Genomic DNA, 14,311 nt, shown 5'->3' with positions numbered 1-14,311 from the left:
GAAAGGTCGGGCTCAGATGAACTCGATCTTCTGCACGAGATAGAACTTGTCGCCCGAAGGGACGGTCACTTCGATCTCTTCGTCCACCTTGCGGCCGATCAGCGCGCGGCCCAGCGGCGAGTTGTAGCTGATGCGGCCGCGCTTGGCGTCGGCCTCGGCCTGGCCAACGATCTGGTAGCGCACCGGCTTTTCATCATCGTCGAGCAGCGTGACCGTGGCGCCGAACACGATGCGATCACCCGAAAGGGTGGTGGGATCGATGATGTGCGCACGGCTGATCTTGTCTTCGAGATCCGCGATCGTCGCTTCCACCTGGCCCTGGCGTTCCTTGGCGGCGTGATATTCGGCATTTTCGGAAAGATCGCCGTGGGCGCGTGCTTCCTCGATGGCGTCGACGATCTTGGGACGCTCCTCGCGCAGCAGCTTGAGCTCTGCGGTCAGCTTTTCATAGCCTTCCTGGAGCATCGGCAGCTTTTCTACACTGGCCATCCGTAATCCTTCTCTTTCAATTCCCTGGCCCAATCGGTTCAAGGGAAAACCGTTCCCCCGCCGGGCTGAAAACCAGCCCGGCCGCATTTAACCGCTGTGGGAGGGGAACCCTTGGACGATCAACGATAATAGTCTTGCAGCGACTTCACTTCAAGTTCGGCACTGCGCAAGGCCTCGATCGCTTCGGCCGCGGCCACCGAAGCGGTCGCCGTGGTAAAGTAGGGAACCTTGCCGTTCAGGGCCGAAGCGCGGATCGAAGCGGAGTCCTTGTGGCTTTGCCAGCCTTCGGTCGTGTTGAAAATAAGGGCGATCTCGCCATCGATAATGCGGTCGACGATGTGCGGGCGGCCTTCGGCCACCTTGTTGACCTGCTCCACGGCCACGCCCTGTTCCGCCAGGTAACGCGCCGTACCGCCCGTCGCCACGATCTTGAACCCCAGCGCGGCCAGCTTGCGCACGCCCGGCAGCACAACCGGCTTATCGGTGTCCTTGACCGAAACGAACAGCGTGCCGCCCTGCGGCAGGCGCGTGCCGGCACCAAGCTGCGCCTTGGCAAAAGCAACGGCAAAGCTGCTGTCGATGCCCATGACTTCGCCGGTGGACTTCATTTCGGGCGAAAGCACCGGATCGACGCCGGGGAAACGGGCAAACGGGAACACCGCTTCCTTCACCGCCATATAGTCGATGTCGCGGCGGATTTCGGGCAGATCGGCGAGGCGCTCGCCCGCCATCACGCGCGCGGCATACTTGGCCACAGGCTGGCCCACCGCCTTGGCCACGAAAGGCACCGTGCGGCTGGCGCGCGGGTTCACCTCGATGAGGAAGACTTCGCCTTCCTGCACCGCGAACTGGATGTTCATCAGCCCGCGCACCTTGAGCGCATGGGCCAGCAAGACGGCCTGGCGTTCCATTTCGGCCACAATTTCGGCCGGCAGGTTGTAAGGCGGCAGGGTGCAGGCGCTGTCGCCCGAGTGAATGCCGGCTTCCTCGATATGCTGGAGCACACCGGCCACGCGCACCGTTTCACCATCGGCCAGGGCATCCACGTCGCACTCGATCGCGTCACGCAGGTACTGGTCGATCAGCACGGGGCTGTCCCCCGAAACCTGCACCGCCGTGGCAATGTAGTCCTCAAGCTGGGCCTGGCTGTCGACGATTTCCATGGCGCGGCCGCCCAGCACATAGCTGGGGCGGATCAGCACGGGATAGCCGATGCGGGTGGCGACCGCGATGGCTTCGTCGCGGCTGCGGGCAATGCCGTTGGCCGGCTGGCGCAGGCCGAGCTGCTCGACCAGGGCGGCAAAGCGTTCGCGGTCTTCGGCCAGGTCGATCGCGTCAGGCGAGGTACCCAGGATCGGAATGCCGGCGTCTTCGAGCGCCTGGGCCAGCTTGAGCGGGGTTTGCCCGCCGAACTGCACGATCACGCCGACCAGTTCACCGTTCTCACGCTCGACATCCAGGATCTCGAGCACGTCCTCGGCGGTCAGCGGTTCGAAATAGAGGCGGTCCGAGGTGTCGTAGTCAGTGGAGACGGTTTCCGGGTTGCAGTTGACCATGATGGTCTCGAACCCGGCCTCTTCCAGCGCGAAGCAGGCGTGGCAGCAGCAGTAATCGAACTCGATACCCTGGCCGATACGGTTGGGCCCGCCACCCAGGATCACGATCTTGCGGCGATCGCTCGGCGCTGCTTCGTTTTCCGGCTCGCCGAACAGGCCGCCTTCATAGGTGGAATACATATAGGGCGTGACGGCTTCGAATTCCGCCGCGCAGCTGTCGATGCGCTTGAACACCGGGCGCACGCCCAGCTTGTGGCGCAGCTTGCGCACTTCGGCCTCGCTGGTAGCGCCGGCGATCGCCGAAACCACATCGTGGACCAGGCCCGAACGCGCGTGGTTGGCGCTGCCGACAAGGCCCGCCGAACGCACGGCCAGCTTGGCCAGGCGCTTGTCGGAAAAGCCCATGCCCTTCAACCGGCGCATGCCCTGTGCGGTCACGGGCAGGCCATGCTGGATCACCGCCTCTTCCTCGGCGATGATTTCGGCGATGTGGCGCAGGAACCAGGGTTCGTACTTGGTCACGGCGTGGACGTCTTCCACGCTGAAGCCTTCGCGGAAGGCCTGGCCCACCACGAGCAGGCGCTCGGGCGTGGCGCGGCTCAAGGCGGCGTTGATCTCGTCGCGCGTGGCGCCTTCGAGTGCATCGTAGCGGTTGAAGCCGTCGAGGCCGGTTTCCAGGCCACGCAGCGCCTTTTGCAGCGACTCTTTCAGGTTGCGGCCGATCGCCATGACTTCGCCGACCGACTTCATCGCGGTGGACAGAAGCGGTTCGGAGCCCTTGAACTTTTCAAAGGCGAAGCGCGGGATCTTGGTGACGACGTAATCGATCGTCGGCTCGAAGCTCGCCGGCGTGGCGCCGGTGATGTCGTTGACGATCTCGTCGAGCGTATAGCCCACGGCCAGCTTGGCCGCGACCTTAGCGATCGGGAAGCCGGTGGCCTTGGACGCCAGCGCCGAGGAGCGCGAGACGCGCGGGTTCATCTCGATCACGATCAGGCGCCCATCCTTGGGGTTGACCGCGAACTGCACGTTAGAACCGCCGGTTTCCACGCCGATTTCCCGCAGGACCGCGATCGATGCATTGCGCATGATCTGGTATTCCTTGTCGGTCAGCGTCAGTGCGGGCGCGACGGTGATCGAATCGCCGGTGTGCACGCCCATGGGATCGACGTTTTCAATCGAGCAGATGATGATGGCATTGTCGTTCCGGTCACGGACGACTTCCATCTCGTATTCCTTCCAGCCGAGGAGCGATTCCTCGATCAGGACTTCGGTGGTGGGCGATGCTTCCAACCCGCCGCGGACGATCTTGATGAATTCGTCCTTGTTATAGGCGATGCCGCCGCCGGTGCCGCCCAGGGTAAAGCTGGGACGGATGATCGAAGGCAGGCCAGTGGTTTCGAGCACGGCCAGTGCTTCTTCCACCGTATGCGCCACACCCGAGCGGGCCGATTCCAGCCCGATCTTGTCCATCGCGTCGCGGAACTTCTGGCGGTCTTCGGCCTTGTCGATGGCTTCGGCATTGGCGCCGATCATCGTCACGCCATACTTTTCCAGCGTGCCATCCTGCGCCAGCGCCAGCGCGGTGTTGAGCGCGGTCTGCCCGCCCATCGTGGGCAGCACCGCATCGGGCCGTTCCTTGGCAATGATCTTGGCGACCACTTCGGGGGTGATCGGCTCCACATAAGTGGCGTCGGCCATTTCCGGGTCGGTCATGATCGTGGCCGGGTTGGAATTGACCAGGATGATGCGATAGCCCTCTTCCTTGAGCGCCTTGACCGCCTGCGTGCCCGAATAGTCGAACTCGCAAGCCTGGCCGATGACGATCGGCCCGGCGCCGATGATCAGGATCGAGGAGATGTCAGTGCGCTTGGGCATGGGAGGGCCTTTGTCTTTGTTCTTGCGTCGGCCGTGCCGGGCACGGCGGATGGGTTCGTGAAGCGGTTGCGGGCAGTCAGCCCAGCATGCTCACGAACTTTTCAAACAGATAGAAGCTGTCCTGTGGGCCGGGCGAGGCTTCGGGGTGGTATTGCACGCCGAAGGCCTTCTTGCCGGCAATCGCGATCCCGCAGTTGGAACCGTCGAACAGCGAGACATGGGTTTCGATGACGTTCTCGGGCAGCGAACCCGGCGCGTTGTCCACGGCAAAGCCATGGTTCATCGAAGTGATTTCGACGACGCCATCTTCGTTGCGCTTCACCGGATGGTTGGCGCCGCGATGGCCCTGGTTCATCTTGGTGGTGCGCGCGCCGGCGGCAAGGCCGAGCATCTGGTGGCCCAGGCAAATGCCGAAGATCGGCACGTCGGCCGCCAGCAGCTTCTGGATCACCGGCACCGCATAGGCGCCGGTCGCGGCCGGATCGCCAGGGCCGTTGGAGAGGAACACGCCGGCGGGCTGCAAGGCCATGATCGCGTCAAACCCGGTCTGCGCGGGCACCACGGTCACGTCTGCCCCGGCCTTGACCAGGTTGCGGAAGATATTGTCCTTGGCGCCGAAATCCATGGCGACCACATGCGGGCGGCCGGTGCCTTCGGGGCGGGTATAGCCCTGCCCCAGGTGCCAGACCGAACCCTGCCATTCTTCCTGCGCCTCGCGGCTGACCACGCGGGCCAGGTCCAGCCCTTCCAGGCCCTGCCAGGCGCGCGCCTTGTCGAGCAGCGCTTCGAGGTCGAACTTGCCTTCGGGGTTGTGCGCGATCACGGCGTTGGGGGCGCCGCCCACACGGATGCGGCGCGTGAGCGCACGGGTGTCGATCCCGGCCAGGCCGATGCGGCCCTGGCGCTCCATCCACTGCTGGAACGTGCCCTGGGCGCGGAAGTTGGCCGGCGCAGTCACGTCTTCGCGCACCACGCAGCCCACGGCGCCGGGCACGCCGTGGCTTTCCATGTCTTCGGGATTGGTGCCGACGTTGCCGATGTGCGGGAACGTGAAGGTGACGATCTGCGAGGCATAGCTCGGATCGGTCATCACTTCCTGGTAGCCGGTCATCGCGGTGTTGAAGCACACTTCGCCCACGGCTTCGCCCACGGCGCCAAATCCTCGGCCCCAGGCGACCGAACCGTCGGCAAGGACGAGAACACCCGTCGATCCTTCTGGTTGGGACGCAAGCGAAAGGGCGGGGTCGGCCATTATGGGGGCGCTCCGTTGGCAGGGGTTCTGGCGATGTTGCTAAGGCCCGGCCGCTACGCCCCTAAGGCCGCAGCGTCAACCTAGCGGTTCAAGAAAGTTTGTCCTAGGAGGAATCCTTTGCCGCCATCGGCGCGGCATCCACCCACAGGAATCGAGAGACATGATCCGCGACACGATCAAGGCTGCGCAAGTGGCTGCCATGAAAGCTGGAGACAAGGGGCGCCTGGCGGCCGTCCGCCTGATCCTGGCCAAGCTCAAGGACAAGGACATCGAACTGCGCACCGCCACGGTGGTGCCCGAAGACGATGCCATCGTGATCGACGTGCTGCAGAAGATGGTCAAGCAGCGCCGCGAATCGATTGCCCTGTTCGAGCAGGGCGGCCGCCAGGAACTGGCCGACGTGGAAAAGGCCGAACTGGCCGTGATCGAGGATTTCCTGCCGGCGCAGATGTCGGAAGAAGACGTGAAAGCTGCGATTCTCGCCATCAAGGACGAACTCGGCGCCACCGGCATGAAGGACATGGGCCGCGTGGTGGGCGAACTGAAAGCGCGCCACGGCACCCAGATCGACATGAGCAAGGCAAGCGGGCTGGTGAAGGCGGCGTTGGCCTAAGTTAACATTCCCTCCCCTAACCCCTCCCGCCAGCGGGAGGGGATTTGCAGCGTTAATAGGCTCCCCGTCCGCTTGCGGAAGGGGCTCCCTTAAATCTCCCCTCCCGCTTGCGGGAGGGGCTGGGGGAGGGCATGTTATACGCTATGGATACAGCCTGGCAGCGCGCGAACGACAAGGGCGACCAGCGCCCCACCGCCCGCACCCGCCAGTTGCGAAACAACCCTACCGAACCGGAGCGCCGCCTGTGGCAAGCGTTGCGCAGCCGGCAGGTGCTGGGCGTGCGGTTCAACCGGCAGTTTCCGGTGGGACCGTACATCACCGACTTTGCCTCGCGCACACATCGGCTGGTGATCGAGATCGACGGCGCGCCGCATGCGCAGTCTGAGGATTACGACCGGCAGCGCACCGCGTTTCTCGAAAGCCAAGGCTGGCGTGTAGTGCGGTTCTGGAATGGCGACGTGATGAGCAATTTGGACGGAGTTGTTCTCGAGTTGGCCCGGGTATTGAAGGAATTGGGCGTTGCTGGTGAACTTTGAGGCAACATGCCCTCCCCCAACCCCTCCCGCGAGCGGGAGGGGAGCTTTTGGCGTTCTCCCTGTTAACTCCCCTCCCGCTTGCGGGAGGGGCTGGGGGAGGGTCTATTCCAAGCCATGAGCCTGACCCCGCAATGGCTGGATGAACTGCGCAACCGGATTTCGCTGTCGAGCGTGATCGGGCGGTCGATCCGCGTGCAGAAGGCGGGGCGCGAGTTCAAGGCGTGTTGCCCGTTCCACAACGAGAAGACGCCCAGCTTCACGATCAACGACGAAAAGGGCTTCTACCACTGCTTTGGCTGTGGTGCGCATGGCGATGTCATCCGCTGGATGACCGATCACCAGGGCCTGCCGTTCATCGAGGCGGTCAAGGAACTGGCGGCGCAGGCGGGCATGGACATGCCCGAGATGGACCGCCAGGCGGCGCAGCGCGCGCAGGCGGCCAAATCGTTGCACGACGTGATGCAAGCCGCGCAGGATTTCTTTGCGGCCAGCCTCAAGGCGCCGGGCGCGGAACAGGCGCGCGCCTATCTTGCCTCGCGCGGGTTTCCCGAGCGCGTGGCGCGCGAATTCGGCTTTGGTTATGCGCCCGATAGCCGCACCGCCCTGAAAGAGGCGCTCTCGCAGTTTCCCGAAGAGATGCTGATCGAGGCGGGCCTCCAGATCGTGGTGGACGGCAAGGCGCCGTACGACCGCTTTCGCGGCCGGCTGATGCTGCCGATTGCCGACCAGCGCGGGCGGATCATCGCGTTCGGCGGGCGCATCCTGGCCGCCGACAAGACCGACGCGCCCAAGTATCTCAATTCGCCCGATACGCCGCTGTTCGACAAGGGCCGCACGCTTTACAACCTGCACCGCGCCGCGCCCGCCGCACGCAGTGCCGCGCGGATCGTGGTGGTCGAAGGCTATATGGACGTGGTGGCCCTGGCCGCCGCCGGCATTGCCGAGGCGGTGGCCCCGCTGGGCACCGCGCTGACCGAGCACCAGATCGAGCGGCTGTGGCGTGTGACCGAATGCCCCACCTTGTGTTTTGACGGGGACGCCGCCGGGCAGCGCGCGGCGATGAAAGCGGTGACGCGCGCCCTGCCCTTGCTGCGCCCCGGCCATTCCCTGCGCATCGTGACCCTGCCCGATGGCATGGACCCCGACGACGTGGTCAAGAAGCGCGGGCGCGAGGCCATGCTTGATCTGCTGGGCACGGCGCGCAGCCTGGTCGAGGTGCTATGGCAGGGCGAGCGCGACGCCCTGCCGCTCGCCACGCCGGAGGACAAGGCCGGCCTGAAAGCGCGCCTGCTGGCCCATTGCGAAACGATCCAGCACCCCGACATCAAGGCGCTCTATCGCCGCGAATTGCTCGACCGGTTTGGCGAACTGGCCTTTGCCCGGCGCGAGCGGCCGGCGTTTACCCCGCGCCAGGCCAGCGGCGGCAGCTTCCAGGGCGGGCAGCAGCGCCGAGGTGGCCCGTGGAAGCCCGCGCCCCCGCCCCTGCCCGCCGAGGCGGTCAGCCGCCTGCAACAGAAAGTGGGATCGGGCGACGCCCTGCTGGCCGCCGTGCTGGCCGGGCTGGTGGTCCATCCCGCCGCGCTGGCCGGCCATGGCGAGGCGCTGGCCCGCATCCATCCGGCCAATCCCGGCATGGCGGCACTGCTCGATACTTTGCTGGCCTTTGCCGAATCGGGCGCCCCGCTTGAAAGCGCCGCCTTGCGCCCCATATTGCTGGAGCGGCAGCTACGGGTGCCACAGGCAGACGATTACGATGGGCTGCGATTCGGCTTCTTGTCCGAAACGAGCGCAACCGCGCTTGACGAACTGGCCGAGGCAATCGAGCTGATCGTGGATCTTCCGGCGGTGGAATCGGCGCTGGCGCACGCGACAGAGCGCCTGGAAAGCGATTTTTCCGAGGATAGCTTTGCCGAACAGCAACGATTGCTGCAACGAAGGCTGGCATTGCTGGCCCGGTTGGGGCAAATGGGTCGCACTCGTGCATCGTTATAATAGGTAGATAGGGATCGCCCGAGACCGGCCGCGATCCCGGCCTAGGCCCCGACCAGGGCCAAAGCGGCATGACGTCAAAGGGTGGTACCGGGGTTAATGGCTTCCAACGACAAGACCGATAGCGGCGATGCACCGCTGATCGACCTTAACGAGGCTTCGATCAAGAAGCTGATCGCGCGCGCCAAGCGCCGCGGGGTCATCACTTATGACGAGCTGAACGAGGCTTTGCCGCAAGACCAGATGTCCTCCGAGCAGATCGAGGACATCATGGCCGCGATCTCGGAAATGGGCGTCAACATCGTCGAGAGCGACGAGGACGCGGTCGATCCCGAAGAGCGTGAGGCCGAGGAAGCCGAAGACGCCGACACCGGGATGGACGACCGCCCGGTTGTGGAAAAGCGCAAGGAAACCATCGAACGCACCGATGACCCGGTGCGCATGTACTTGCGCGAAATGGGCGCGGTGGAACTGCTCAGCCGCGAGGGCGAAATCGCCATCGCCAAGCGCATCGAAGCCGGCCGCGACACCATGATCATGGGCCTGTGCGAAAGCCCGATCACCTTCCACGCCATCATCCAGTGGTCCGAGGCGCTCAACGCGGGCGAAATGCAGCTGCGCGAGATCCTCGATCTCGACGCCATGCTGTCCAAGGAGCCGCAGCCGGAAAACCTTTCCGAAGACGGTGAAGACGCCGACGGCGAAATCAGCGAAGCGACGGCCGGCCCTTCCTTCAAGGAAGAGGAAGACGTCGAGGAAGAGGAAACCGAGGACGAGGACGACGAGCTGCGCGAACGCCGCGCGCGCCCGGCCGAGGAAGAGGAAGAGGACAACACCCTTTCCCTTGCCCAGATGGAAGCCACGCTCAAGCCGGCCGCGCTGGAGAAGTTCGCCGAAATCACCAGCCTGTTCCGCACTTTCGAAAAGCTGCAGGGCGAGCGCCTGGATTCCCTGGGTCTTGGCCTGGCGTTTTCGGCAGCCAAGGAAGCCGAATACCACAAGCTGCGCGAGGAACTGACCGCGCAGGTGGAAAGCGTGCAGTTCCATGCCTCCAAGATCGAATACCTGGTCGACAATCTCTATGCATTCAACCGCCGGCTGACCACGCTGGGCGGGCAGATGCTGCGTCTGGCCGAACGCCACAAGGTGAGCCGCAAGGATTTCCTCGATCACTACGTCGGCCGTGAACTGGACGAAGGCTGGTTGCAGTCGCTCGCCACGCGCGACAAGAAGTGGGCGGCCTTTGCCGCCAACGAAACCGCCGCCGTCGAGCGCATTCGTTCCGAAGTGGCCGACATCGCTTCGGCCACCGGCATGCAACTGGCCGAATTCCGCCGCATCGTGAACATGGTGCAGAAGGGCGAGCGTGAAGCGCGCATCGCCAAGAAGGAAATGGTCGAGGCCAATCTGCGCCTGGTGATCTCGATCGCCAAGAAGTACACCAACCGTGGCCTGCAATTCCTGGACCTGATCCAGGAAGGGAACATCGGCCTGATGAAGGCGGTGGACAAGTTCGAGTATCGCCGCGGCTACAAGTTCAGCACGTATGCCACGTGGTGGATCCGCCAGGCGATCACCCGCTCGATCGCCGATCAGGCACGCACCATCCGTATTCCGGTGCACATGATCGAGACGATCAACAAGCTGGTGCGCACCAGCCGCCAGTTCCTGCACGAGCAGGGCCGCGAGCCCACGCCCGAGGAAATGGCCGAGCGTCTGTCGATGCCGCTCGAAAAGGTGCGCAAGGTGATGAAGATCGCCAAGGAGCCGATCTCTCTCGAAACGCCGATCGGCGACGAGGAAGATTCGCACCTGGGCGATTTCATCGAGGACAAGAACGCGATCATCCCGGTGGATGCGGCCATCCAGGCCAATCTCAAGGAAACCGTCACCCGCGTCCTCGCCAGCCTGACCCCGCGCGAGGAACGCGTGCTACGCATGCGTTTCGGCATCGGCATGAACACCGATCACACGCTGGAGGAAGTGGGCCAGCAGTTCTCGGTGACGCGCGAACGTATCCGCCAGATCGAGGCCAAGGCGCTGCGCAAGCTCAAGCACCCGAGCCGCAGCCGCAAGATGCGCTCGTTCCTGGACCAGTAAGCGCGGCATTCCTGCCCCATCATGCAAGAGGCGCCCGGCCACCGGCCTGGCGCCTCTTTTGCGTTGCGGACATTGTGTTGCAATGCGGCATCAGTATCAGATGAAACCGACACAAACCTGCATTAGTCTGACACAGGTTTGACACACAACGCTAATAGCCCCGCAGGGACCAAACCACAGCGGCAAAGACCGCGTCCTTCCGTCAGGGGAATTTCCATGCGTACCACCCATTTCGCTGCCGCCATGCTGGCGGGAGCCGCGCTTGCGGCCATCGCGCCCGCAGCATTCGCGCAAGACACCGCACCGGCCGCTGCCGACACGGCCGCCGAAACCGGCGATGCTATCGTCGTTACCGCCGAGCGCCGCCAGGAAAACATCATGTCCGTGCCGGTTTCGGTGGCGGTGATGAAGCCTGAGCTGCTGCACAACCTGCAGGCTGCCGGCGCCGACACGCTGCTTTCGCTGGCCGGCCGCGTGCCCAGCCTCAACGTTGAATCGACCACGGGCCGCATCTTCCCGCGCTTCTACATCCGTGGCCTGGGCAACATCGACTTCTACCTCGGCGCCTCGCAGCCGGTCTCGGTGATCCAGGACGACGTGGTGATGGAGCACGTCGTGCTCAAGTCGAACCCCGCGTTCGATATTGCCCAGGTCGAAGTGCTGCGCGGGCCCCAGGGTTCGCTGTTCGGCCGCAACACCACGGCCGGCATCGTCAAGTTCGACACCGCCCAGCCCACCGCCACGTGGCAGGGCCAGGGCAGCGCCAGCTGGGGCAGCCGCAACGCGATCAACGTGGATGCCGGCGTCGGCGGCCCGCTGACCAGCGATGGCCGCATCAGCTTCCGCCTGTCGGGCCTGTACCAGCACCGCGACAACTGGATCAACAACACCTACACCGGCGTGAGCGACGACGGCACCAAGCCCGGCAACAATGTGATGGGCGGCTTCAACGAACGCGACGTGCGCCTGCAGCTGCTGGTTCAGCCCACCGAAACCCTGTCGCTGCGCGTGTCGGGCCACTACCGCGATTATGACGGCAGCGCCTCGATCTTCTATCGCGGGTCGATCCAGAAGGGCACGCACACCGTGCCGGAAAACCTGGACCTGACCAATGTTGCCTATGACGAAGGCGGCAACAACCCGCAGGCCTACAAGACCAAGGGCGTCTCGCTCAAGGCCGTGCAGGATTTCGGCGGCGCGACGCTGACCTCGATCACCGCCTACGAAGCCTCGCACGGGTCCAGCCGGGGTGACACCGATGGCGGCGCGGCGGCCAATTTCGGCGGCGCCGGCTATGGCGAATCGCGCGGCGTGCTGCGCAGCCTCAACCAGTGGAGCCAGGAACTGCGCCTGGCGAGCCCGGACGCGGCCCGCTTCAAGTGGCAGTTTGGCGGCATCTACTTCGATTCGCGTGATTACACCGAGTTCGACCAGCGCGCCTATTTCCTCACCAGCAATGCGCTGGGCACCACGCCCAATCCCAACAACTGGGTGCTGCTGCACAACGTCAACACCAGCTGGGCGGTGTTCGGCCAGGCCAGCTATGACCTGACCGAGAAGCTGCGCTTCACCGCTGGCGCGCGCCTGTCGAACGACACCAAGACCACCTCGCTGCTCAAGACGGCAGACACCGTGGGCGGCGTCGTCACGTTCCCGTCCACCGCGCCGCGCACCGTGCGCCTGTCGGACACGCAGCCGAGCTTTGACGCAAGCCTGCTCTATCGCGCCAATTCCGACCTGTCGTTCTTTGCCCGCGTGGCGCGCGGCTTCCGTGGCCCGACCATCCAGGGTCGCTCGGCCGTGTTCAATTCGGCCTTCACCACGGCCAATTCGGAAAAGAACACCTCGTGGGAAGCCGGCGTGAAGAGCGCGTGGCTGGACAATGCCGTCACGTTCAACCTCACCGGGTTCTACTACACCGTCACCGACATCCAGCTCAACGGCAACGACAGCAACGGTAGCGGCGTGCTGTTCAATGCCGACAAGGCCGTGGGCTATGGCGCGGAAGCGGAACTGGGCCTGCGCCCGGCAACGAACCTGCGCTTCGATATCGGCGTGAGCGTGCTGCACACCGAAGTGAAGGACAGCAATGTCTATGCCCAGGCCGGCTCGGCCGGCGGCGTGCTGTCGGAAACCGTGCTCAACCCGGTCAAGCAGGTGGGCGCGAACTACTTTGCGCAGATCAACGGCAATCCGCTGCCCAACGCGCCCAAGTTCAACCTGAACATCTCGGGCCGTTACGACCTGCCGCTCAGCGATGATTTCAAGGCCTTTGTCGGCGGCGATTTCAATCTGCAGGGCTATACCATGTACGTGCCGTACAAGACGGTGGAATACACCTCCAACGGCAATTACGAACTGGGCGCCAAGGCCGGCTTTGCCTGGGGCCGCTATGAACTGGCGGTGTTTGCTCGCAACCTGACCGACAAGCGCAACCTGATCGGGGTGATCGACACTTCGAACTACCGCGCCGGGATCTACAACGATCCCCGCACGATCGGGGTTTCGCTCAGCGGTTCGTTCCGCTGATGACATGAAGCGGGGCGGCAGCGATGCCGCCCCGTTTTCATTTCCACCCGGTGCATGGCGCTGTCGCAGTGCTTTCGCGGCTTGACCGGGATGCAACAAGGCGCAACCACCGCGCCACGGGACGCATGGATCACCTGTCCCGTATCTGGGAGAAGCCGATGATGCCGTTTGCCCGCCGCGCCATGGCCCTTGCCGTTCTGGCCACCATTGCCATGCCGCTCAGCCCCGCGGCCGCGCAGACCACGCCGCCCCCCGCTGCCGTGCCGCTCAATCCCGCCGACGTGGCAGTGGCCAACCAGATCATCGCGGTGATCCTGCCGCCCGAACAGCGCCTGGCCATCGTGGAGCGCGTCACGCAAGCGATGATGGCGGCCATGCGCGGCAACATCGCCGCCGGCCTGGGCGTGGACGATCCCGGCCTCAACCAGATTTTCGACACCATGCTCGAAAAGATGCCCGCCGCGATGCGCCCGGCGATGGAACGCCACCTGCCCGAACTGACGCAGGCGATGGCCCATGCCTATGTGCGCCGCTTTTCCAGCGAAGACCTGCGCGCCATCCTGGCCTTTGCCCAGACGCCGGCGGGCGGGCGTTATCTCTCGCGCGCGGCAGAGCTGATGCAGGACCCGGAAGTGATGGCCGTGATGGGTGCGCTCAACCGCGAGGGCATGTCCGTTGGGATGGCCACCGCGCAGGAAATGAAAGCGCAGATCACCGACTATCTCGCCAAGCATCCCGAAGTGGCCAGGAAGATGGCCGCCGCGCACGGCGAGGCGCATTGAGCGCGGACGCCCCTCGCCCACCCATCGGGGCAATGGGTGCAACATAAGCCCAATTAATCTGGCATAGCGCGCGCAATGGGTTTAGGGGGACGCCAGAATCCCCGACACGATATCCGTAACAGGCAACCGGAAACGCTATAACCCATGCGCATTGCCATTGCTTCCGATCACGCCGCGCTGGCGCTGAAAGCCGATCTTGTCCAATGGCTGGGCGAGTTGGGCCACGACGTGGCCGACCTTGGCCCCTACAACGGCGACAGCGTCGACTACCCCGACTATGGCTACAAGCTGGCGAGCGCGATGGCGGCCGGCGAAGCCGAGCGCGGCATTGCCCTGTGCGGTTCGGGCATCGGCATTTCCATTGCCGTGAACCGCAATCCCGCCGTGCGCTGCGCCCTGGTGGGCGAGCCGCTTTCGGCCAAGCTTTCGCGCGAACACAACGATGCCAACGTGCTGGCCATGGGTGCCCGCCTGACCGGGCTGGACATGGCGAAGGCCTGCGTCGAGGCGTTTCTCGCCACCCCCTTTGCTGGTGACCGCCACGTGCGCCGCGTTACCAAGCTTTCCAATCCCGCACTCTGAAAAGG

Annotated in this window: 10 protein-coding genes; 7 read left to right on the top strand and 3 right to left on the bottom strand. The window is 64.5% G+C overall.

All coding sequences use genetic code 11. The features are described from left to right. Positions 1-12: 12 nt before the first annotated feature. The 3 genes from greA to carA form a co-directional block, all read right to left on the bottom strand. Positions 13-489, bottom strand: a complete 477-nt coding sequence (gene greA / locus FHW94_RS04790; RefSeq protein ID WP_168554583.1) for a transcription elongation factor GreA — start codon at positions 487-489, stop codon at positions 13-15. A 119-nt stretch (positions 490-608) separates the two neighbouring features. Then, positions 609-3,923, bottom strand: coding sequence for a carbamoyl-phosphate synthase large subunit (gene carB, locus FHW94_RS04785; protein ID WP_168554582.1), 3,315 nt, complete (start codon positions 3,921-3,923; stop codon positions 609-611). A gap of 76 nt (positions 3,924-3,999) precedes the next feature. Beyond that, positions 4,000-5,175 (bottom strand): glutamine-hydrolyzing carbamoyl-phosphate synthase small subunit, encoded by a 1,176-nt coding sequence (gene carA, locus FHW94_RS04780; protein ID WP_168554581.1) that lies wholly within the window; start codon positions 5,173-5,175, stop codon positions 4,000-4,002. A 160-nt stretch (positions 5,176-5,335) separates the two neighbouring features. Here carA and FHW94_RS04775 point away from each other — a divergent pair, with 160 nt between their 5' ends. The 7 genes from FHW94_RS04775 to rpiB all read left to right on the top strand — a co-directional run bounded on the left by FHW94_RS04775 (position 5,336) and on the right by rpiB (position 14,306). Beyond that, a complete protein-coding gene (locus FHW94_RS04775) occupies positions 5,336-5,788 on the top strand; it encodes a GatB/YqeY domain-containing protein (RefSeq protein ID WP_168554580.1) in 453 nt (150 codons plus the stop codon). A 143-nt stretch (positions 5,789-5,931) separates the two neighbouring features. Continuing rightward, a complete protein-coding gene (locus FHW94_RS04770) occupies positions 5,932-6,324 on the top strand; it encodes a DUF559 domain-containing protein (RefSeq protein ID WP_168554579.1) in 393 nt (130 codons plus the stop codon). A 114-nt stretch (positions 6,325-6,438) separates the two neighbouring features. After that, the gene (gene dnaG / locus FHW94_RS04765; protein WP_168554578.1) at positions 6,439-8,316 is read left to right on the top strand and encodes a DNA primase; all 1,878 of its coding nucleotides are present in this window, start codon (positions 6,439-6,441) and stop codon (positions 8,314-8,316) included. A gap of 96 nt (positions 8,317-8,412) precedes the next feature. Then, positions 8,413-10,413 (top strand): RNA polymerase sigma factor RpoD, encoded by a 2,001-nt coding sequence (rpoD, locus tag FHW94_RS04760; RefSeq protein ID WP_168554577.1) that lies wholly within the window; start codon positions 8,413-8,415, stop codon positions 10,411-10,413. Positions 10,414-10,629: 216 nt separating this feature from the next. Continuing rightward, complete coding sequence (locus tag FHW94_RS04755; RefSeq protein WP_168554576.1) at positions 10,630-12,942, top strand: TonB-dependent receptor; 2,313 nt, start codon at positions 10,630-10,632, stop codon at positions 12,940-12,942. A gap of 158 nt (positions 12,943-13,100) precedes the next feature. Continuing rightward, the gene (locus FHW94_RS04750; protein ID WP_168554575.1) at positions 13,101-13,724 is read left to right on the top strand and encodes a DUF2059 domain-containing protein; all 624 of its coding nucleotides are present in this window, start codon (positions 13,101-13,103) and stop codon (positions 13,722-13,724) included. Between the two features lie 144 nt (positions 13,725-13,868). Next, positions 13,869-14,306 (top strand): ribose 5-phosphate isomerase B, encoded by a 438-nt coding sequence (gene rpiB / locus FHW94_RS04745; protein ID WP_168554574.1) that lies wholly within the window; start codon positions 13,869-13,871, stop codon positions 14,304-14,306. Positions 14,307-14,311: the final 5 nt, after the last annotated feature.

The sequence above is a fragment of the Novosphingobium sp. SG720 genome (assembly GCF_012275365.1).
In the GTDB taxonomy this organism is placed as follows: domain Bacteria; phylum Pseudomonadota; class Alphaproteobacteria; order Sphingomonadales; family Sphingomonadaceae; genus Novosphingobium; species Novosphingobium rhizosphaerae.
Note: the sequence above shows the minus strand (reverse complement) of the source record. Positions and strands in the feature narration are given on the sequence as shown.